Below are 20961 nucleotides of genomic sequence, written 5' to 3' on the forward strand. Positions count from 1 at the left end.
AATTTGGGCGGAACTTCCGCCCAGGACTCACACTCGATGTACCGGGGGGCCGCTACGGCCGGTTAAAGGAAGCCGAGGCTGGTGCGTCCGGAACCCACCGACGGCGCCGGATCCGTCCCGACCGTTTGCGTCAGCAGCTCGTGGTAGACGTCGCGAAAGTCGGTGGTGAACTTCAGGTCTCCGTTGTCGAGGTTGGTGAGGCTGGGTTCCTCGCCATAGAACCCGCCCTTGACGGGGAGGCCCGCGACGAAGACCGGGCCCGCGGTACCGTGATCGGTCCCCTGTGACGCGTTGGCGGCCACCCTGCGTCCGAACTCCGAATACGCCATCAACACCACGTTGCGGCCGTGGCGATCGGTGGCCATGTCCCGCAGGAACGGCGTCACGGCCTCGTCGAGAGTCTGCAGCAGGCGCTGTTGGGTGACGCGCTCATTGGCATGGGTATCGAAGCCGCCCAGCTGCACCGTGTAAACCCGCGTCGGAACGCCGGCGCGTACCGCGGCGGCGACCATGCTCAGCTGCGTAGCCAGCGAATTATGTTCGCTTGCGGCAGGTTTGATCCCCTCGAACGTCTTGTTGGTGGTGCGTGTGGCGCGATAGGCCTTGCGCACCGCTGCCATCGCCGGGGTGTCGTTTGGGTCGTCGTTGCCCAGCGCGCTCATGATGGCGTCGAACCGGTCCACCTGCTCCGCAGGCACCCGCGCGGTTGAAAGTGCTGCTGCCGTGTACTTTTCGCCGACCGCAAGCGGAGGCAGCACAGGTCCGATGTTCACTGCGCGCAGCGGATCTTCGCCCGTCACGTCGAGCCAGCGGCCGATCCAGCCGGTCGAGACGGGCTCGGCAGGCGACGCCGTCTGCCAGATGTCCATCGACCGGAAGTGACTGTGGTCGGGCTGCGGATAGCTCACTCCGCGCACAATGGCGAGCTGGCGCTGGTTCCACAGCCCGGCGATGCCCTTCATCGCCGGGTTGAGTCCGAGCTGGGAGTCAAGCTGCAACACTTCGCTCGGGGCATAGGCGAGCTCGGGGCGGGCGTCGTGATAAGCGTTATCGGCGTAGGGGATTAGCGTATTGACGCCGTCGTTGCCGCCATAAAGTGTGACGATCACCAGAACGCCTGCACCGTCGGCCAGCGGCCGGTCTTGCGCGGCGCGCATCAGGTCTGGCCAGCTGACGGCTACCGCCCCGGAGAGCAGGCCGGCCGCGCCCACGCCGGCGCTGGCGATCAGGAATCTGCGGCGATTGATCTCGGGCATAGTGAGTCTCGTTACGACGTCAGGTATTCGGGTGTGTTTACTGCGGCCGCGACCAACTGTGGCGGCTTGCGAACCAGGGTCTCGAGTGCGTCGGCGGATCGGTCCGACCACGCTCCGACGCCGAACCAATAGCCGACCGCGTCGATGCGGTCGGCGGGGGCTGCGCTCTCGATCTCCGACAAGTCGCCCAAGTGTGCCAGCCGGCTCGCGGCGCGCAGTCGCGTCTCGGCGCTCGCGGTCGACAGCCACACCTGGCCGCGCGGCCAGCCGCCGACGCTCGGCGGATAAAACGGCCGCTGCCCAAGGGCTTTCAACGTGGAGTCGGCCATCTTCAGCACCTCCGGCTTGTTGATGGGTACCCGCAGCGCTCGCATGACACCGACCAGCCATTCGATCGGGGTGTTGACCACAGCGGCGCGGTTGGCGGTGAACGCGTCGTCGGTCAGGATGGCCCGGGTCAGCCCGCGCAGATTGCGCCCTGGGCCGTAGGCGGAGACCAGCCGGTCGAGCACCTGGGGCGATGCGGGGTCATCGGAAGCCAACTGTAGCCACAGACGTCCGGCGACGTATTCCGCCGACTTCGGTTGTGCCAGCACCGTGTCGCAGAATCCGGCGGCATCGAAGTTGTGGGTGACGCCGAACAGCGTCTTGGCCGCGGCGTCGTGGCGTTTGGGGGTCAGCGAGGTCCGGCCATCGGGGTCGATCACCCACCCCGTCAGTGCTCTGGCGCCGGCGCGTACGTCGTCTTCGGTGTAGCCGTTGCCATGGCCCAGCGCGAACAGTTCCATGAATTCGCGAGCGAGATTTTCGTTGGGCGCCCTGGCGGTATTGCTCTGGCCGTCCAGCCAGCGCAACATCGCGGCGTCGGTCAGCATCGCGTAGGCCAGGGCGCGGAAATCGCCCAGTGATCCGGTGCGCAGCGTCTGATTCTGCGCCGCCATGTGCGCCGCGGACCGGACCTTCTGCGCGGAGGTCGCGAAGTGGTTGTGCCACAGGAGCGTTAACTTCTCGTGTACCGGCTGCGTAACGGTGACCATGCGCCGTAGCCACCAATCCGACAGAATGCCCTCTTGTTCGGAGATTTGGTGGTTGAACTCTTTGCGGGCCGCCGGGGTCGCGCCCTTGCCCGGGGCGCGCAACGATTCCAGCCGCGGCACCGGGGTGGCGATCGCCCCGGGGTCGGCGTCGGGATCGCCGGCCAGCATGGCGTCGACGTAGCCCGGCCAGTCGCGGCTGAGTGCCGCGTCGACCTCGGATCCCGTCACCCCGAACCCGGCCCGGCGCAGCACACGAGCCACAGTCATCCACTGTGTGGGCTGGCCCATGCTTTGAGTGTGCACATGGAGCTATGAATCAGCTGTGCGCCGACGGCTTTGAGTGTGCGCTCAGGGCGGGAATTTCGGCGATTCTCCGCCCAGGACGCACACTCGGCGCCCCTGTGAATAGCCGTAATCCCACGCGCCGCTGATGTGCGAGTGTTCGCGTCATGGGAGACGTCGCGGAGCCATTCACCGGTAGTGCGGCATTGGCATCCGGCGCGCTCAATCGGCATCAGCTGCGGACGCGCTACCGCGCCGTGCTTCCCAACGTCTATCTGCCTGACGACGTCGAGCCATCGCTGGAACAGCGGATCGCCGCAGCGTGGCTGTGGTCGAATCGCCGGGGGATCATCGCCGGCGCGGCCGCCGCAGCGGTACATGGGGCCCAATGGATTCCCGACAATGTTCCGGTCGAACTGATCCACCCCAACAGTCGCCCGCCCTATGGCGTACTGACGCGACGCGATGCGCTGGCCGACGGCGAGACCCAGATGATCGACGGCCGCGCGGTCACCACGCCCGAGCGCACGGCCTTCGACATCGGCCGTCGCGGGGCCGTCCATTCAGCCGTGGCCCGCCTGGATACGCTCGCGCGCGCAACGGGTTTCAAGGTCGACGACGTGCTGCGGGTTGCGCAGTGTCACCCGCGAACACCCGGGCTGCGGCGACTCGAGGCCGCACTGGAAATGATTGACGCGGGCGCGCAGTCGCCGCGGGAGAGCTACTTGCGGCTGCTGCTCATCGATGCGGGACTGCCACGGCCACAGACTCAAATACCGGTGGTCGGTGCTGACGGCATGCCGGTCGCCTACCTCGACCTGGGCTGGGAGGACTGCATGGTCGCGGTCGAATACGACGGCGACCAACATCGGACCGATCGACGGCAATACGTCAAAGACATTCGCCGGCTCGAGATGCTGGGGGAGATAGGGTGGATCGTCGTCCGGGTTGTGGCCGAGGACCGGCCCGCCGCGATCCTGCGTCGTGTCCGGTCCGCGATCACGGCGTCGAGTGTGCGCTGATGGCTTCGAGTGTGCTTGCAGGGCAGGAATTTCGGCGATTTTCCGCCCTGAACGCACACTCGACGAAACGGGAGCGGGTAGCGCGGCAGGGGCGGGTAGCGCGCAAGATCAGAAGGTGCTGGTGGGCCGGACGTTGTTGGCCATGTCGACGAGCGTGTAGCGATGCCGCTGGGTGGGCGCTACCCGCGCCAGGCTGCGCAGCGACGCCTCGACGCCCAGCCGCAGCCCGTGCTGGGTGAACGGGAAGCCGAGGATGTGGTTGGTGCTGGCCTGGTTGGCTTCCAGCCAGTCCATCGCACCGCCGAGCACCAGCGCGCGGATCTGCAACACCCGCGGCTCGGTGGGCGGCAGCGCCTCGACTCGTCGGGCGGCGTCGCGGATCTGCTCCTCGGTGACCTCGTTGGTCGAGCGGCCGGACAGCAGGGTCACCGCGCTGGTCAGCCGTGCCGTGGTGAAATGCCGGGAAGTCGCCGGCACTTCGTCCAGTGTGCGCACCGCGCCCCGTCGATCGCCCGCGGCGGAAAGGGATCTCGCCAACCCGAAAGCCGCGGAGATCACGCCGTCGTTGGTGCGCCACACCGTTCTGTAGAACTTGTCCACGTCGACGTTGCCCGCCAATTCGGCCGTGGCGGCCAGCGCCAATTTCGGCGCCAGCTCGCCGGGGAAGATGTCGAGCACTTCGGTGAAATGCTTGATGGCGGAGTCGTAATCGCCGGTGAGCATTTCGGCGACGGCCCGGAACCACACCAACCGCCAGCGCCAGCCCGCCCGCTCGGCCAGGTCATCGAGTTTGCGGGTGGCCTTGGCCACGTCGCCGAGGTCCAACAGCGCCCGGACTTCCATCAGCGGAAGCTCGACGGACTCCGACACATCGATACCCTCGGCGGCCAGTGAACCGTGCCGGGCCGCGCGCAACGAGTCCAGTGTTTGCACCGGCTGGGAGAGCACCGTCGCCTGCAACACGGGGGCGGCGACGTCGGTCGGATCGACCAGCGGCACCGACAGCGCGGTCACGATCTCCCGGGCGGTCAGCTTCTCCGAATGCACCTGCCCGTCCAGATACACATCGGTGTGCGCCACCGACAGGTCCACGCCGAATGTGGAGCGGCTCGGGCTGAACAGCGTCGACAACCCGGGCCGCGGCGTCCCCGAGTCCTGGGCGACGACCTCGCGCAGCACGCCCATCAACTGTGCGGACATCTCCTCGGCGGAGCCGAACCGGCGCCGCGGGTCGGGGTCGATGGCGCGGCGCAGCAGCCGGCCGAACGAGTCGTAGGTGGACAGCACCGGGTCGTCTTCGGGCAGCCCGTCCGCGTAGCGGCCATTGCGGGTGCGCAGATTCAGCGTGAGCGCGGCCAGTGTGCGTCCCACGGTGTAGATGTCGGTGGCGATCGTCGGGCCGGTACGCACGATCTCCGGCGCCTGGTAGCCGGGCGTGCCGTAGAGGTAGCCGAACGAATTCACCCGCGACACCGCGCCCAGGTCGATCAGCTTCAGCTGCTCCTCGGTCAGCATGATGTTCTCCGGCTTGAGGTCGTTGTAGACCAGGCCGATGGAATGCAGATAGCTCAGCGCGGGCAGGATTTCCAGCAGGTAGGCGATGGCCTCGGCGACCGGCAGCCTGCCGTCCTTCTTGCCCCGCTTGAGCGACTGCCCGCCGATGTACTCCATGACGATGTAGCCGACCGGATCGCCCTGCCGGTCGGTGTGCTCGACGAAGTTGAAGATCTGCACGATCTGCGGGTGAACGACCTCGGCGAGGAACTGCCGTTCGGCCATCGCGATCGCTTGGGCCTCGGCGTCACCGGAATGCACCAGGCCCTTGAGCACCACCGGGCGGTCGTTGACGTTGTGGTCGACGGCCAGGTACACCCAGCCCAGCCCGCCGTGCGCGATGCAGCCCTTGATCTCGTACTGGTTTGCGACGATGTCGCCGGGACCCAGTTGGGGCAGGAACGAATACGGACTTCCGCAGGACGGGCATTTGCCCTCCGAGGCGCCCTTGCCCTCGGATCTGGACCGGCCCACCGGCTTTCCGCAGTTCCAGCAGAACCGCTTGCGCTCCGGCACCATCGGATTGGTCATCAGGGCTTCGAGCGGGTCGATATCCCGCATCCGGGGAATCTCGACCAGCCCGCCAGCGAGGTGCCGGGTGGGCTGAAGCACCCGGGTCGCGACCGTCATCCGGTCGTGCGGTTCGGTGTCTAGGCCGCCGAGCGAGATGTGCGGCAGGTCGTCGTCGTCATCGTCGTCCCAGTCGGGACGGAAGAGTGCCTGGGTGGCATGCGCGCGCCCCGTCGTCGCACCGGTCTGTGCGTCCGGCGCCTCGTTGCCCGGGTCCGCGTCGTCGGAGCCGGAGTCGTGCTCGGCCTCAGTCATCAGTCCACATACCTAGGTACGGGCGGGGCGGGCGCCGGGCCGAGAACCGTTAACCACTTGCGGTACAAGGTGTTCCAGGTGCCGTCTCGACGGATGCGTTCCAGCGTGCCGTTGACGAACCGGACCAGCCCGGTGTTGTCCAGGTTGATCCCGATGCCGTAGGGCTGGGTGGCCATGTTCGGTCCGACGATGTGCAGATACGGGTCTTCCTCGACCAGACCGGCCAGGATCGAGTCGTCGGTACTGACGGCGTCGACTTCGCGCTGTTGCATGGCCACCAGGCAGTCCGCCCAGTTCACCACCGAGACGATGACCGGGGGCGGGTCGATCTGCCGGATTCGGTGCAACGACGTGGTACCCCTGGCCACGCAGACGCGCTTGCCGGACAGGTCGCCCACTTTGGCGATCTGCGAGTCGCGTGAAGCCAGGATGCGCTGATTGGCATCGAGGTAGACGGTGGAGAAGTTGATCTGCTTGCGGCGGTCGCAGGTGATGGTCATCGTCTTCACGACGACGTCGACCTCGGAGTGCTGCAGTGCGGTGATGCGTTCTTCGGACGACAGAATCCGATACTCGACATGCGATGGGGCACCGAAGATGTCGCGCGCGATCTCACTGGCGATGTCGACGTCGAAACCGGTGATCTCGCCGGTGATCGGGTCGCGGAAGCTGAACAGGTTGCTGCCGATGTCGAGCCCGACGATCAGCCGGCCGCGCGCCCGGATGTCGGCCACCGCGGCGTCGGCCTCGGGCTTGGTGGCGAACGGGCGCAGGCTGGCGGTGGCGTTGCAATCCTGGCCGGCTTCGTCCGGCGGCAGCGGCGGTTCTGCCGAGAGTTGATCCATGCCGACCGGAGTTGGCGGCGGCAACGTCGGCGCGGTCGCCACGGTCAGCGATTCGGTGCGCCCACAACCCGCCAGCACGATCACCGTGGCGAGCACGGCGCACGCCCGGCGGACCCTGGGCAGATGGTTCATCACCGATACTCTTTCAGCCGCGGCCACAGGCCCAGGGCCACCGCGATGGCAGCACCCAGACTGAGCACCACACCGCCGACCTGAGCGCCGGAAAGCCCGCTGCGCGCGTTGACGACGTCGTTGCGCAGATGGGTACGGCTTTGAGTCATGGCCTTGCCCAACTGATCTTCGAGCTTGTCGAACGCCGGGGTCGAGTCGTCCTCCGCGCTACCCAGTGCGATCTGAGTGGCGGCGCGGTAGTTTCCGACCGAAATGTAGGAGTTGATCCGGTCGTTGGCCTGCCGCCAGCGGACCAACAGCTGGTCGGCGCCTTGCAGGTCGGCCTTGTCGACGGCATCGTTGCGGGCCATGTACTGGTCGATCTGCTGATGCATGTAGTCGATGCGCTGATAGAAGGACTGCTTGCGGATCTGCTCATCGCCGCGCCGGATCAGGGACAGTGTCTCGTCGGCTCGGGCCTGCTGCGCGGTGATCGCCACGTTGGTCACGGTCTTCAGCGACGCGGCCGCCGTGTCCTTGGCGCTACGGCTGGCGGTCGTCGAGATTGTCAGCGCAGTTCCGACCCACACCACCATGACGAGGATACCGAGCGCGCCGACGACCAGCCCCGGATTGATCCGGCGTCTGGTGCGCCGGGCCAGCCAGCGATGCGAGAACAGCCCGAACACCACCGTGGTGGTGACGACGAGAATCACCGGGGCCGGGAAGTGTGTGGACGCGGTGGTTTCCGAATCCACGCGCGCGGACGTGGCCTGATAGAGCTGCGCCGCGTCGGGCAGGATCGTCGCCTGCATCAGGCCCGAGGCTTCCGACAAGTACGACGACCCGACCGGGTTGCCCTCCCGGTTGTTGGTCCGCGCGATTTCGATCAAGCCCGTATAGACGGCCAGCTCGGCGTTGATCTTGCCGAGCAGCTGCACCAGCGGCTCATCGGTCAGGCCGCTCGAAGCCCGGGTCACGGCGACCGCAGCGTCGGTGATGGCCTGCTCGTAGCGCAGCCGCACCGGCCACGGCTCGGCCTGAGCGATGAACGCGGTGGCCGCCGCGGCGTCGGCCACCGACAGCGTGGTGTAGAGCCGTCCGGCGGCGAACGACAGCGGCTCGGTGTGGTTGAGCACGGTGGACAGCACCTGCTGGCGGTGGTTGATGGTCGTCGAGGTGGCGAAGGCACTGGAGACCCCGAGCGCCGCCAACACGATGCCGATCGTCAGGATGCGGCCCGGGGTCGTCGAGATGAACCACCAACGGGGATGGGCCGGTTCGCCCGGCGACCGCGACCCCTGCGGTTCGGTCGTGGGGTGCGCCAGCTCAACCGTCACGACTGTTTCGACCTCATCTTTCGGTCACTGGAATGCGCTGCTCGAACCTGTATAAGCGAATTCTAAGAGAATGTCGGGGCGGATGGGGGGAGGCGGACCCAATTTCGGTGATCGCCTGCATATCCTGGACGCGTGCATGGCGACGGTGACGGATGGGTGATATCCGACAGCGGCGCCCATTACTGGGGCCGCTACGGTGCGGCCGGTCTGTTGTTGCGGGCCCCAGGACCCGACGGAACCCCCACGGTGCTGCTGCAGCACCGTGCCGTGTGGAGCCATCAGGGCGGCACCTGGGGGTTGCCGGGCGGTGCCCGGGACAGCCACGAAACCCCGGAGGAGACGGCGGTCCGCGAAGCCCACGAGGAGGCCGGCCTGCTCGCCGACCGCCTCGCGGTGCGGGCGACGGTGGTCACCGCCGAGGTCGGCGGGCTCGGCGGTACGCACTGGACCTACACCACCGTCGTCGCCGACGCCGGCGAGTTGCTCCAGACGGTGCCCAATCGGGAAAGCGCCGAAATGCGCTGGGTCGCCGAGAACGAGGTGGCCGACCTGCCGCTGCATCCCGGCTTCGCGGCCAGCTGGGAACGGCTGCGTACCGCCCCGGCGCTGGTTCCGCTCGGGCACAGCGACCATCGGCGCCAGCACCTGCCGCGCACCATGGAGATCGAAGCCGGTGTCTTCGTCTGGTGCATGCCGGGCGATGCGGATCAGGAGCCGTCGCATCCCCGGATCAGCTCGCTGCTAGAAGCGCTGATCTGAGCTGGTCGGCCGCGGTCCGGGGGTCTACGGCCGCGGTGATCGCGCGGACCACCACGATTCGCCGGGCGCCCGCCTCGAGCACCTCGGGCAGCCGCTGCGTGTCGATGCCACCGATCGCGAACCAGGGCTTGCCGGTCGCTAGTGCGGCGGCGGCGCGGACCAGGCCCAGGCCCGGGGCGGTTCGGCCCGGTTTGGTCGGCGTGGGCCAGCACGGGCCGACGCAGAAGTAGTCAGGCCCCCCGGGCCCCGAAGAACTGGCCGCGGCGGCCTGGCCGGTGTCGTGGCTGGACAGCCCGATCAGTGTGTCGGGCCCGACGATCTCGCGGGCCGCGGCCGGTGGCAGGTCCCCCTGTCCCAGGTGCAGTACGTCGGCGCCGGCGACGCGGGCGATGTCGGCCCGGTCGTTGACCGCGAACAAAGCGCCGTGCCGGCGGGCCGCGTCCGCGAGGATCTCGCAGGCAGCCAGCTCGTCGCGGGCCTCCAGCGGGCCGAACCGCTGCTCACCGACCGATCCCTTGTCGCGCAGCTGGATGATGTCGACCCCGCCGGCCAGGGCGGCGTCGGCGAACTGGGCCAAATCGCCGCGCTCGCGGCGGGCGTCGGTACACAGATACAGCCGGGCGGCGGCAAGTCGGGTAACGGGATCGTGCACACCGCGACGCTAGCGCGCTAGCGTAGAACCCGAACAACTAAGACACGGGAGTCCCGAGCGGTCTGCGGGGCTGAGAGTGGGCACAGCCGGGCGACCGGAGCTGCCCTTACCGTCACACCTGATCCGGATCATGCCGGCGAAGGGAGGCCAAGGATGCCGACGAACGTATCGGGCCCACCGGCGGGGTGTTTGGCCGTCATCGGCGGGGGAGTCATCGGGCTGTCAGTGGCGCGCCGCGCGGCGCAGGCCGGATGGTCGGTGCGGGTGCACCGGACCGGCGAGCAGGGTGCGTCCTGGGTGGCCGGTGGCATGCTGGCCCCGCACAGCGAAGGCTGGCCGGGTGAAGAACACTTGCTGCGGCTGGGCCTGGAGTCGCTGCGGCTGTGGCGCGAGGGCGGCTATCTGGACGGGCTGCCGCCGGACGTGGTCACCGCCCGCGAATCGCTGGTGGTGGCCGTCGACCAGGCCGATGTCGCCGACCTGCGCACGGTCGCGGACTGGCTGGCGGGTCAGGGGCATCCGGTGGTCTGGGAGGCCGCGGCGCGTGACGTCGAACCCCTTCTGGCGCAAGGCGTCCGACACGGCTTTCGGGCGCCCACCGAACTGGCCGTGGACAACCGCGCCGTCCTCGACGCGCTGGCAGCCGAGTGTGAACGTCTCGGTGTGCAGTGGGCGCCGCCGGCGCATGACCTGTCGCGGGTCGAGGGCGACGCGGTGGTGATCGCCAACGGCATTGACGCGCCGGTGCTGTGGCCCGGCCTACCGGTGCGCCCGGTGAAGGGTGAAGTGCTCCGGTTGCGCTGGCGAAAGGGCTGTATGCCATTGCTGCAGCGGGTGATTCGTGCGCGGGTGCACGGGCGCCAGGTTTACCTGGTGCCGCGGGCGGACGGCGTGGTCGTTGGGGCGACGCAGTACGAGCACGGCCGCGACACGGCCCCGGTCGTGTCCGGCGTACGTGACCTGCTCGACGACGCGTGCGCGGTGCTGCCGGCGCTCGGCGAGTACGAGCTGGCCGAGTGCGCCGCCGGGCTGCGTCCGATGACACCGGATAACCTGCCGCTGGTGCAACGCCTGGACGAACGCACTCTGGTCGCCGCCGGGCATGGCCGGTCGGGCTTTCTGCTGGCGCCGTGGACGGCCGAACAGATTGTGTCCGAACTTGTTCCGGTGGGAGTCCACTGATGATCGTGGTAGTCAACGAAAATGCGGTCGAGGTCGACGGGCAGACCACAGTCGCCGGGTTGCTGGAGTCGCTCGGCCTTCCGGAATGCGGCATCGCGGTGGCGATGGACGACGCCGTGCTGCCGCGGTCCAGTTGGACCACAAAGCTTTTCGACGGTGCTCGGCTCGAGATAGTGACGGCGGTGCAGGGTGGTTGAGCCCAAATTGACGATCGCCGACCGCAGCTTCTCCTCGCGGCTGATCATGGGAACGGGGGGAGCGACGAGCCTGGCGGTGCTACAGGAGGCGCTGACCGCGTCGGGCACCGAGCTGACCACTGTCGCGATGCGCCGGGTCGACGCCGAGGGCGGCACCGGGTTGCTGGACCTGCTCAACCGGCTCGGCATCACGCCGCTGCCCAACACCGCCGGGTGCCGCAGCGCGGCCGAAGCGGTGCTCACCGCCCAGCTGGCCCGCGAGGCGCTCAACACCAACTGGGTCAAACTCGAAGTGATCGCCGACGAACGCACGCTGCTGCCCGATGCGGTCGAATTGGTTCGGGCGGCAGAGCAATTGGTCGACGACGGATTCATCGTGCTGCCTTACACCAACGACGACCCGGCACTGGCGCACCGGCTGGAGCACACCGGTTGCGCGGCCGTGATGCCGTTGGGCTCGCCGATCGGAACCGGCCTGGGAATCACCAACCCGCACAACATCGAGATGATCGTCGCCCGCGCAGGCGTTCCGGTGATCCTCGACGCCGGCATCGGCACGGCGAGTGATGCCGCCCTGGCGATGGAGTTGGGTTGCGACGCAGTGCTATTGGCCACCGCGGTGACCCGGGCCACCGATCCGCCCGCCATGGCCGCCGCGATGGCGGCCGCGGTGACCGCCGGTTATCTGGCGCGCCGTGCCGGGCGAATCCCCAAACGCTTCTGGGCGCAGGCATCCAGCCCGCAACGATGAAACGGTATGTAGCGCTTGGCAGTTCGATGGCTGCCGGCCCCGGAATCCAGCCGCGCGCGGCCGACGCTCCCCGCTGGTCGGGCCGGTCGGCCCGCAACTATCCGCATCTGGTCGCCGAACGGATGAACCTCGAGCTGGTCGACGTCACGTTTTCCGGCGCGACCACGGCGCACATCCTGAGCGATAATCAGCACAGCGCCCCGCCCCAGATCACCGCGTTGAACGGCGCGGAGGACTTGGTCACCGTCACGATCGGTGGCAACGACGTCGGCTACGTTCCGCTGCTGATGGCGGCGGCGCTGCCGCGGCCGGCCCGGCGGCTACCGCTGCTGGGCACGCGGATAGCCGAACTGCTGGACCGTGGCACGCGCGACCGGGCGCTGGCCGAAGTGTTCGATTCCTTATGTGCGGTCGGAAAAGCGGTCCGCGAGCGCGCCCCACGCGCAAGGATTTTCTTCGTCGACTACCTGACGATGCTGCCGCCCGCCGGCATGCCCGCGGCTCCGATTTCGGAAGCGGATGCCGAGCTGGGCCGCCACGTGGCCACCACCCTGGAACGACTCACGGCCGACGCGGCGGCGGCAACCCGCTGCGAGGTCGTCGGTGCTGCCGCGGCCAGCCGGGATCACCATGCGTGGTCAGCCGAGCCGTGGACGACCATGCCGGCGAAATACGTTGTGCCGCTGCCGGGTCGACCCGCGCCGTTGCACCCGAACGGCACCGGGATGCGCGCGGTGGCGGAAGTTGTTGCGGCCCAGCTATAAAGCTCAGCCGTTGGCCTGCCACCACTTGTACAGGGCCGCGGTGTCTCCGTTGGACGCGCGGACAAAGGCCAGCACGTTCTTGGAGTCGACGGTCCAGAGCACCTCGGCCTGACCCGAATCCGTCCCGCACGCCACCTGTCCGGCCGAGTCGGAGTTGCCCTGGTGCCATGTGGTCGGCGACTTGGCATCTCCGCAGTTGGTGAGGGTGTCGCTGCTAATGAGCTTGGTGAACGAGCTGGCCGTGTCGGCGCTGCTTCCAAACAAGAAATACTTGCCGCCCATCGGACCGGCGGAGTCGGCGTTCTGTCCGCACTGCAGCACCGCTACCACAGGCGCGTTAAAGGAGCCCTGCACCTCGGACACCGCCTGGGGCGAGCAGTTGCTGCTGGTGTAGCCCTTCGACAGTGCGCTGGTGAGCGTGTCGATGGGGCCCGCCGTCGCTGTGGCAGTACCGACGCAGACAAAACTGGCTGTGAACACTGCGGCCGTCGCGGCGCGCAGGGTTTTGGTCGGGTAAGACATCCTCGACTCCTGACATTCGTGTATCCGCCTGGAAGGCTGCGCCGACGACATTTGTCTTTGCCAGGATTATCGTAGGGATAAACCACGGCTATGCAACCCATTCCGTCGCATACCATTTACATCGGCACTATTTTCGATATCGTGAGCGTGGAACCCGTTGGGGCCCAACCCCGCAACGTCAGCCGTTGTTTCGCCACCACTGGTAGAGCGTCGGGACGTCACTGTTGGAGGCTCGGATCAGGCCCAGCATGTTCTTGGCGTCATTGGTCCAAATGATCTCGGCATGGTTCTGAAAAGTCCCGCATGCCACCGATCCCGCGTTGGTGGTGGAGCTGCCTTGATGCCATGGCGCGGGCGACGAAGCATCCCCGCAGTTGCTCAGGCTGTCACCCCCGATGACGGCTTTGAACGAGCTAACCAGATTGCCGCCATTGCTGAAGAGGAAATACTTGCCCAGTACCGGCCCACTCGGATCCGGGCTCTGCCCGCACTGCAGGTAGGCCAGCGCATCGCTGGGAACCGACTGGGCGGTGCAGTTGTTGAGGCCGTATCCCTTCGACAGCGCGGCGGCCAATGTGTTGATATCCGCGGCGCTGCCGGTGTTGGGGTCTGCCATCGCCGTCGCGGCGCCCGCAAACGCCAAACCGCCCACGAGCACCGCGGCGGTCGCGGCGTGCAGCGCATTGGTCAGAGGGGACATCCAACGACTCCTTACAGTTGTCGGAGCAGCCGTGTGCTACCGGAATCGTAGGGCTATGTCGGGGCCATGCAATACATTCCAGCGGACATTGTCTTTCTGGGCATGAATCGCGGTTGACCTGGGTAATTCCCGGTGGTGGCGGAAGTGCGACCCACACAATGCATTTCGTCGGCACGTCGGCTTTTCCCGCGAACCGGCGATGCGGAGCGGCGCTGCGGCGATGGCGATGCCGAGGGTCCCGCCGAACTGATTCTTGCGTACCTAGTGCCGTCACGACTCGGCTCGGGTAGGGTAAGCACCGCTTCACGCCAGCTAACTTCTCGTGACTGGAGAATCCATGACCGCACAACCGCCACCTCCGGGTTACCCGCCGCAGCAACCTGCTGGGCAAGCACCCAATAACTACTTGGTGTGGGCCATCCTGGCGACGTTGTTCTGCTTCCCCATCACCGGGATCGTCGCGATCGTGAAGGCCGCCTCGGTGAACGGATTGTGGACCCAGGGCTTGCACGCCGAGGCGACGGCAGCTGCCGCCAGTGCTCGCAAGTGGGTGATCTGGTCGGTCGTCGCATGGGTTGTCATCGTCATCATCTACGCGATCATCGCGATTGCGGCGGCCATGAGCACGCCGGATACCCCCGCGGCGATGCTTGTGGGGCTGCGCTAAACGCGGGTTACGCTCGCGGTCATGCGCCAGGGGCATATTGCGCTCGGGCTCGGCGCCCCGCTGATGGTCGCCGCGTCCACGACGTTGGTGTGTGCCGCCACCTGGGTGGGCGATCCGACCACCCCGGGTGGTCCCCTGCCGGTATGCCCGACCAAGGCGCTGCTGGGTATCGACTGTCCCGGATGCGGCAGCCTGCGCATGCTGTATTCGCTGTTGCACGGCAATCTGATGGCCGCCGCCAGGTTCAACGCTTTGGGCCTGGTGGCGGTCGTGCTGTTGGTGTGGACGTACCTGGTCTGGACCTATGGCCGGGTGACGGGACGGCGGATCAGGAGCTGGCAACACCAGCGCTGGGCAGCCATGGTCGCGCTGTCGTTGGTGACGGTTTGGTTTGTGGTGCGCAACATTCCCTTTGCCCCATTCAGTGGGCTGCATGTCTGATCTGATGCCGCGGTGAGCCGACTGCGCTGACGCGCGGCGGGCGTCTAACCTTGGGCGCGATGGTGAACAAATCACGAACGCCGGCGGCGCTGCTCGCCGCGATCGCCCTCGCCGCCTGGTTGACCGGCTGCTCCCATCGGTCGGCCGACTCCCAGCAGGCGAGCAACCCCGCCGCAGTCGAGTTCGCCAACACCTTGCACAACAAGGTCACCGCCGACGCGATGATGGCGCACCTGACAAAGCTTCAGGACATCGCCAACGCCAATAACGGCACCCGGGCGGTAGGCACCCCGGGCTACGAAGCCAGCGTTGATTATGTGGTGAACACGTTGCGCAACAGCGGCTTTGACGTGCAAACCCCCGAGTTCTCCGGGCGGGTCTTTCACGCCGACAAGCCGGCGGTGACGGTCGGCGGCAAGGCCGTCGAAGCGCATGCGCTCGAGTTCAGCCTCGGCACCGGACCCGACGGGGTAAGCGGGCCGTTGCTGACTGTGTCGACGGGCAACGGCCTGGGCTGTGCGGCCTCCGACTACGACAACCTTCCGATCAAGGGCGCGGTGGCGTTGGTGGACCGCGGCACCTGCCCGTTCGCGCAGAAGGAGGAGGCCGCGGCGCAGCGCGGTGCGGCGGCGATGATCGTCGCCGACAACGTCGACGAGGAGCAGATGGGCGGCACGCTCGGGCCCAACACCGAGGTGAAGATTCCGGCGGTCGGCGTCACCAAGTCCGTCGGAATGCAGCTGCGTATTCAACCGGGACCGACGACCATCAAGCTGAACGCCAGCAGCCAGAATTTCAAAGCCCGCAACATCATCGCGCAGACCAAGACGGGCTCGCCGACGGATGTGGTGATGGCGGGCGCGCACCTGGACAGCGTGCCGGAGGGGCCGGGTATCAATGACAATGGCTCCGGCGTGGCCGCGGTCTTGGAAACCGCAGTGCAGCTGGGTAATTCGCCGAAGGTGCACAATGCGGTGCGGTTCGGTTTCTGGGGTGCCGAGGAACTCGGATTGATCGGATCACGCAACTACGTCGGATCACTGAATCTCGACGACCTCAAAAACATTGCGCTGTACCTGAACTTCGACATGCTCGCCTCGCCGAACCCCGGTTACTTCACCTATGACGGCGACCAATCCCTGCCGACGGACACCCGTGGCCAGCCGGTGGTGCCGGAAGGTTCGGCCGGCATCGAACGCACGCTGGTCGCCTACCTGAAGTCGGCGGGCAAGACCGCGCAGGACACCTCGTTCGACGGACGCTCCGACTACGACGGCTTCACCCTGGCCGGTATCCCGGCCGGTGGCCTGTTCTCCGGTGCGGAGGCCAAAAAGTCCGGTGACCAAGCCACACTGTGGGGCGGGACGGCGGATGAGGCATTCGATCCCAACTATCACAAGAAGACCGACACCCTCGATCACATCGACCGCACCTCGCTGGGCATCAACGGCGCCGGCGTCGCCTACGCGGTGGCCCTGTACGCCCAAGACGTCACCGGACGAAACGGGGTTCCCGTCATGGCAGACCGCACCCGCCACGTACTCACAAAGCCATGAACGGGGCCATGATCCGGCGGCTGTGCGCGGGCATGGCGCTGATCGGGCTGGTGGCGGGATGCTCATCGCCGCGCCAGGCGCCGCCGGGTGCCGCACCGGACCTCGGTCGGCTGCTGGCCGGAAGGGTCACCGCCGACGCGATGTTCGTCCACCTCCGCGCGCTACAGGATATCGCCAACGCCAACAAGGGGAACCGGGCAGAGGGGACACCGGGCTACGACGCCAGCGTCGAATACGTCGCGAAGACGTTGCGCAGCAAGGGATTCGAAGTGGCCACGCCACAGTTCGACCGGCTCTACGCGGTGTCGCCGGGTAAGCCGTCGTTGACGATTGCCGGCAGCAGTTATTCGGTGGACCAGGCCTCGCTGCTGGTCCGGACACCGCCCGGTGGTCTCACCGGCCAACCGGTGCGGCCCACCCAACCGTCGGGCTGCGTGGTGAACGATTACCCGGCCACGCTGCCCACGGGTGCGATCGCCGTCGTGGACGACGCGCACTGCTCGGTGGTCGACAAGCAGAACAACGCGAAAGCCAAGGGGGCGGCCGCCCTGGTCGTGGTCAGCGCGCCCAACGGCCAGGGCGCCCCGCCCACGTTGTTCAGCACCGGTTACTACAAGCAACTGACCATGCCGGTCGCAGTCGTGGGGAGTTACGGCGGCAGCGCGCTGTCCCACGCCACCGCGCCGGTACGGCTGGTGCTGGATGCCGAGAACCTCAAGATCACGTCCCGAAACGTGCTGGCGCAGACCAAGACCGGCTCGCCGCGAGACGTGATCATGGTCGGTGCTCATCTCGACGGCCCGCGTAGCGGACCGGGTATCAACGACAACGGGTCCGGGGTGGCCGCGGTGCTGGAGACCGCTCTGCAGCTGGGTCCGTTGGCGCCGGTGAACAACGCGGTGCGCTTCGTGTTCTGGGGAGCCGACGAGGACGGCCTCAACGGCGTCATGGATTACGTGTTCAGCCTGGATGACGAGCAACTCAACGACATCGCGCTGTACCTGAACTTCAACCTGCTCGGTTCGCCGAACGCCGGCTTCTTCACCGATGACGGCGATCAATCCGGTCCGCCCGGACAGGGGATCGCGTTCGGTGATGTGCCCGACGGGTCGGCCGGAATCGAGCGCACGCTGTCCGGCTATCTCGACCTGGCCGGCCGGCGGCCCGCCGACATGCCGTTGGGCACCCGGACCGACTACCACCCGTTCATGGTCGCGGGCGTGCCGATCGGCGGCATGAGCACCGGCGCATCCCAGCTGAAAACCCCTGTGCAAGCTCGCCTGTGGGGCGGTCAGGCCGGTGTCGGGTTCGATCCCAACTTCCAGAGCCCCCGGGACACGGCCGACAACATCAACCGGGAAGCGTTGGCTGTCATGGGCTCTGGCGTGGCATTTGCCGTGGGCAGCTACGCCGAGTCAATTTCAGGAGTCAACGGCGTCCCACCCCACGACAAACGGCATCGGACCCGGGTACCCTAGCGACGTTTGCTGGGTCTCGCAGTTCCGCTCCACCGGTCATCCAGCGGATCTAGAATGAGAACCCTTTGATGCTGCCGTGCAGCCGGTCGGGATGAGGTAGGTCATGATGAACCGCGGGCAAGATCGACGTCGGTGCCACGGTGGTCGCAGGCGCACCGCGAGCGGTTCGCTGAGGGCGGTAATTGCCTGTGCAGCGGCGGTGCTCGTGGTAGCGGGGTGTACCACCGTGCTCGATGGGCGGGCCCTGTCGATGCTGAACGACCCATTCCATGTCGGGGATCTCCCCGCTACCAACGGTCCTAGCGGGATCCGCCCGGACGGACCCGCCCCGACCGGCACAGTGGTCAACACCGACAACGGGGCGATCGACAAGTTATCGTTGCTGTCGGTCAACGACATCCAGGACTACTGGAAATCGACGTACAGCCAGTCGCTGAAGGGAACCTTCCTTCCCGTCGCCAAGCTGGTCTCCTACGACTCCAAGGATCCGAGCAGCCCCATCGTTTGCCACAACGAGACGTACAAGCTCGTCAACGCCTTTTTCACGTCGCGCTGCAACCTGATCGCCTGGGATCGCACGGTGTTCATGCCTGTCGCGCAACGCTATTTCGGCGACATGTCGGTCACCGGTGTGCTGGCGCACGAGTTCGGGCACGCGTTGCAGCAGATGGCGAAACTGGTGACGCGGACAGATCCCACCATTGTTCGCGAGCAGCAGGCGGACTGTTTCGCGGGCGTCTATCTGTACTGGGTTGCCGCCGGGAAGTCGTCGCGTTTCACGCTGAGCACCGCCGACGGACTCGACCATGTGTTGGCCGGGGTCATCATCACCCGTGACCCGACGATGGACGCCGACACCGAGAACGACGACGAGCATGGGTCGGCGCTGGACCGGATCAGCGCCTTCCAGATGGGCTTCATCAGTGGCGCCGCGGGCTGCGCGGAGATCAACAAGCAAGAAATCGCGCAGCGCCGTGGTGACCTGCCCAAGGCTTTGCAGTTCGATCCCGACGGCAACCCGCAGACCGGTGAGGTCGCGATCAACGAAGACACCTTGTCGACGCTGATGGAGCTGTTGGGGAAGGTGTTCTCGCCGAAGAACCCGCCGACCTTGTCCTACACGCCGGCCGATTGCCCGGATGCCAAGGCCAGCCCGCCGGCCTCCTACTGCCCGGCCACCAACACCATCGCTGTCGACCTGCCCGCGCTGGCGAAGGTCGGCAAACTGTCCAACGAGAGCGAAAACACCCTGCCGCAGGGCGATGACACCGCCCTGTCGATCGTGATGTCGAGATATGCGCTTGCGGTACAACACCAACGCGGTCTAGCGATGCAGAGCCCGTGGACTGCGCTGCGGACCGCATGCCTGACCGGTGTGGTGCACCGAAAGATGGCCGAACCCATCGACACCCCCTCGCACAAGGAGCTGTTGTTGACCGCGGGTGACCTCGACGAGGCCGTCGCCGGTTTGCTCACCAACCATATGGTTGCCAGCGATGCGGACGGGACCAGCGTGCCGGCCGGCTTCACGCGCATAGCGGCGTTCCGTGGCGGCGTGACCGGCAACATGGACGCGTGCTACTCGCGCTACCCAGGCTGAGCGAGGCGTAGAGTATAGGCCACTTGACCTCAGGAGGCGTCCGTGACGGAAGAACCGCCTAGCTATCCGCCCCCGGGCGAATCCGGCTATCCCCCGCCGGGGCAGGGTTATTCGCCTCCGCCGGGGCAGGGTTATCCGCCTCCGCCGGGACCGAGTTATCCGCCCCCGCCGGGACCGAGTTACCCACCCCCGCCGGGTCCCGGTTACCCGCAAGCCGTCGGCACCAATGGCATGGCGATCGCCTCGTTGGTCTGCTCGTTGTTGGGATGGCTCTGCGGCATTGGGCCGATCCTGGGCATCATCTTCGGCATTCTCGCACTGAGCAAGATCAAACAGACCGGTGAAGGCGGCCGCGGTTTGGCCATTGCCGGAATAGCCATCGGCGCGGTGCTCACCGTGTTCGGCATCCTCGGTGGGATCTTCTCGGTGATCAGTGGGAGCATGGAACACCACCACCGGTATTCAGGAGCCCCGGCTGTGGTTCTCATCGTCGACTCCGTTGCGCCGCCGGCCATCCCAGGTATCGCTGCATAAAGACTCAGGCGCTCAGCCGATCTCGGCGAGCCGGGGGATCAGTTCGTCGCCGAAGCGTCGGATGAAGCCGACGGGGTCGGGGTTTCCGGGCAGCGGACCGACGTTGATCAGCTCGATTCCCAGGTCGGCATAGCACTCCACGGTCTTCAGATATCCGTCGACGTCCTCGAACGGGTCTGCAAGAGCGCCAACGGTTTTGCGGATATCGCCGGGGTTCCGGCCCACCGCGTCGCAGTGCCGGTTGAGCACGTCGATCTTGTGCTGGAGCCCGTCGACCTCGGTCACCGTGCTGTTCCAGATGTCGGCATACTGCGCGACCAGCCGCAGCGTCTTTTTCTCACCGTCGCCGCCGATCAGGATCGGCGGGCGCCGAATCGGTTGCGGCTCACAGATTGTCTCGGCCAGCTGGTAGTGCTTGCCGTCGAACCGGCCGTCGTTCTCGCTCCACATCTGCCGACAGATCCGCAGCGTCTCCTCGAGCATCTCGAAGCGCCGGCTCACCGGTGGATACGGAATACCCAGCGCCGCATGCTCGCGGTCGTACCACGCCGCGCCCAGGCCCAGCATCGAGCGGCCCTGCGACAACACGTCGAGCGTGGTGACCGTTTTGGCCAGCACTCCCGGGTAGCGGTAGGTGACCCCGGTGACCAACAGGGTCAAGTCGATCGTAGTCGTTTGCCCGGCAAGGAAACCCAGCGATGTGTAACCCTCGAGGAAGGGGTCTTCTGCCGGCCGTCCGGTGTTTTCCATCTGAAGGAAGTGGTCGGCCAGGGTGAACATCGTCGCGCCCGCCTGCTCGGCCGTCCTGGCCGCCTCGGCCAGCGTCGGACCCAGCTCGGCGGTATCGCCGGGGAGAAAGTCGATAAAGTGCACACCTATTTCCATT

The 20961-nt window shown here is 66.9% G+C and carries 21 protein-coding genes; 12 read left to right on the forward strand and 9 right to left on the reverse strand.

The genetic code is table 11. The features are described 5' to 3' along the window. Positions 1-62: 62 nt before the first annotated feature. Both ACZY0B_RS21645 and ACZY0B_RS21650 read right to left on the reverse strand, forming a co-directional pair. Positions 63-1256, reverse strand: a complete 1194-nt coding sequence (locus tag ACZY0B_RS21645; protein WP_463766279.1) for a DUF1501 domain-containing protein — start codon at positions 1254-1256, stop codon at positions 63-65. An 11-nt stretch (positions 1257-1267) separates the two neighbouring features. Beyond that, a complete protein-coding gene (locus ACZY0B_RS21650; protein ID WP_463766280.1) occupies positions 1268-2581 on the reverse strand; it encodes a DUF1800 domain-containing protein in 1314 nt (437 codons plus the stop codon). 161 nt (positions 2582-2742) lie between these two features. On the opposite strand from ACZY0B_RS21650, the gene ACZY0B_RS21655 reads away from it, so the two are divergent. Beyond that, complete coding sequence (locus ACZY0B_RS21655; protein ID WP_463766281.1) at positions 2743-3597, forward strand: hypothetical protein; 855 nt, start codon at positions 2743-2745, stop codon at positions 3595-3597. A 108-nt stretch (positions 3598-3705) separates the two neighbouring features. Here the strand turns inward: ACZY0B_RS21655 and ACZY0B_RS21660 are convergent, their stop codons facing one another. Genes ACZY0B_RS21660 through glnX form a run of 3 tightly spaced genes read right to left on the reverse strand, consistent with a single transcriptional unit; the run spans position 3706 to position 8272 of the window. Further along, on the reverse strand, positions 3706-5976 hold the full coding sequence (locus tag ACZY0B_RS21660; RefSeq protein WP_463766282.1) for a serine/threonine-protein kinase PknG: 2271 nt from the start codon (positions 5974-5976) through the stop codon (positions 3706-3708). Next, complete coding sequence (locus tag ACZY0B_RS21665; RefSeq protein ID WP_463766283.1) at positions 5976-6953, reverse strand: glutamate ABC transporter substrate-binding protein; 978 nt, start codon at positions 6951-6953, stop codon at positions 5976-5978. Before ACZY0B_RS21665 ends, ACZY0B_RS21660 begins: the two co-directional genes overlap by 1 nt. Continuing rightward, on the reverse strand, positions 6953-8272 hold the full coding sequence (gene glnX, locus ACZY0B_RS21670) for a protein kinase G-activating protein GlnX (RefSeq protein ID WP_463766284.1): 1320 nt from the start codon (positions 8270-8272) through the stop codon (positions 6953-6955). Before glnX ends, ACZY0B_RS21665 begins: the two co-directional genes overlap by 1 nt. A 132-nt stretch (positions 8273-8404) precedes the next feature. On the opposite strand from glnX, the gene ACZY0B_RS21675 reads away from it, so the two are divergent. Continuing rightward, positions 8405-9031: an NUDIX hydrolase gene (locus tag ACZY0B_RS21675; RefSeq protein WP_463766285.1), complete on the forward strand. Its 627-nt coding sequence runs from the start codon at positions 8405-8407 to the stop codon at positions 9029-9031. On the opposite strand, the gene thiE is transcribed toward ACZY0B_RS21675, so the two are convergent. Next, complete coding sequence (gene thiE, locus ACZY0B_RS21680) at positions 9003-9683, reverse strand: thiamine phosphate synthase (RefSeq protein WP_463766286.1); 681 nt, start codon at positions 9681-9683, stop codon at positions 9003-9005. The genes ACZY0B_RS21675 and thiE overlap by 29 nt on opposite strands. Before the next feature lie 153 nt (positions 9684-9836). On the opposite strand from thiE, the gene thiO reads away from it, so the two are divergent. From thiO to ACZY0B_RS21700, 4 genes are read left to right on the forward strand one after another with little or no spacing between them, the layout of a single operon-like run. Next, complete coding sequence (gene thiO / locus ACZY0B_RS21685) at positions 9837-10865, forward strand: glycine oxidase ThiO (RefSeq protein WP_463766287.1); 1029 nt, start codon at positions 9837-9839, stop codon at positions 10863-10865. After that, positions 10865-11062 (forward strand): sulfur carrier protein ThiS, encoded by a 198-nt coding sequence (gene thiS / locus ACZY0B_RS21690; RefSeq protein ID WP_463766288.1) that lies wholly within the window; start codon positions 10865-10867, stop codon positions 11060-11062. The genes thiO and thiS overlap by 1 nt, the downstream gene beginning before the upstream one ends. Continuing rightward, positions 11055-11813, forward strand: a complete 759-nt coding sequence (gene thiG, locus ACZY0B_RS21695; RefSeq protein WP_463766289.1) for a thiazole synthase — start codon at positions 11055-11057, stop codon at positions 11811-11813. Before thiS ends, thiG begins: the two co-directional genes overlap by 8 nt. Further along, positions 11810-12577 (forward strand): SGNH/GDSL hydrolase family protein, encoded by a 768-nt coding sequence (locus tag ACZY0B_RS21700; protein ID WP_463766290.1) that lies wholly within the window; start codon positions 11810-11812, stop codon positions 12575-12577. The genes thiG and ACZY0B_RS21700 overlap by 4 nt, the downstream gene beginning before the upstream one ends. 3 nt (positions 12578-12580) lie before the next feature. On the opposite strand, the gene ACZY0B_RS21705 is transcribed toward ACZY0B_RS21700, so the two are convergent. Together ACZY0B_RS21705 and ACZY0B_RS21710 are read right to left on the reverse strand one after the other, a co-directional pair. Further along, on the reverse strand, positions 12581-13099 hold the full coding sequence (locus tag ACZY0B_RS21705; RefSeq protein ID WP_463766291.1) for a serine/threonine protein kinase: 519 nt from the start codon (positions 13097-13099) through the stop codon (positions 12581-12583). A gap of 178 nt (positions 13100-13277) precedes the next feature. Continuing rightward, complete coding sequence (locus ACZY0B_RS21710; RefSeq protein ID WP_463766292.1) at positions 13278-13799, reverse strand: serine/threonine protein kinase; 522 nt, start codon at positions 13797-13799, stop codon at positions 13278-13280. Positions 13800-14136: 337 nt separating this feature from the next. On the opposite strand from ACZY0B_RS21710, the gene ACZY0B_RS21715 reads away from it, so the two are divergent. The 6 genes from ACZY0B_RS21715 (at position 14137) to ACZY0B_RS21740 (ending at position 20075) form a co-directional block, all read left to right on the forward strand. Continuing rightward, positions 14137-14466: a CD225/dispanin family protein gene (locus ACZY0B_RS21715; protein WP_463766293.1), complete on the forward strand. Its 330-nt coding sequence runs from the start codon at positions 14137-14139 to the stop codon at positions 14464-14466. A 21-nt stretch (positions 14467-14487) separates the two neighbouring features. After that, a complete protein-coding gene (locus tag ACZY0B_RS21720) occupies positions 14488-14907 on the forward strand; it encodes a DUF2752 domain-containing protein (RefSeq protein WP_463766294.1) in 420 nt (139 codons plus the stop codon). A gap of 59 nt (positions 14908-14966) precedes the next feature. Beyond that, positions 14967-16463 (forward strand): M28 family metallopeptidase, encoded by a 1497-nt coding sequence (locus ACZY0B_RS21725; RefSeq protein ID WP_463766295.1) that lies wholly within the window; start codon positions 14967-14969, stop codon positions 16461-16463. A gap of 8 nt (positions 16464-16471) precedes the next feature. Continuing rightward, positions 16472-17941, forward strand: a complete 1470-nt coding sequence (locus ACZY0B_RS21730) for a M28 family peptidase (RefSeq protein ID WP_463766317.1) — start codon at positions 16472-16474, stop codon at positions 17939-17941. A 103-nt stretch (positions 17942-18044) separates the two neighbouring features. Next, positions 18045-19541, forward strand: a complete 1497-nt coding sequence (locus tag ACZY0B_RS21735; protein ID WP_463766296.1) for a neutral zinc metallopeptidase — start codon at positions 18045-18047, stop codon at positions 19539-19541. A 42-nt stretch (positions 19542-19583) separates the two neighbouring features. Then, positions 19584-20075: a DUF4190 domain-containing protein gene (locus ACZY0B_RS21740; RefSeq protein ID WP_463766297.1), complete on the forward strand. Its 492-nt coding sequence runs from the start codon at positions 19584-19586 to the stop codon at positions 20073-20075. Positions 20076-20087: 12 nt separating this feature from the next. Here the strand turns inward: ACZY0B_RS21740 and ACZY0B_RS21745 are convergent, their stop codons facing one another. Beyond that, positions 20088-20960 carry an LLM class F420-dependent oxidoreductase gene (locus tag ACZY0B_RS21745; RefSeq protein ID WP_463766298.1) on the reverse strand — a complete coding sequence of 291 codons (873 nt, stop codon included), beginning with the start codon at positions 20958-20960 and terminating at the stop codon, positions 20088-20090. Between the last annotated feature and the right edge of the window lies 1 nt (position 20961).

The sequence above is a fragment of the Mycobacterium sp. IDUB_19 genome (genome assembly GCF_055419445.1).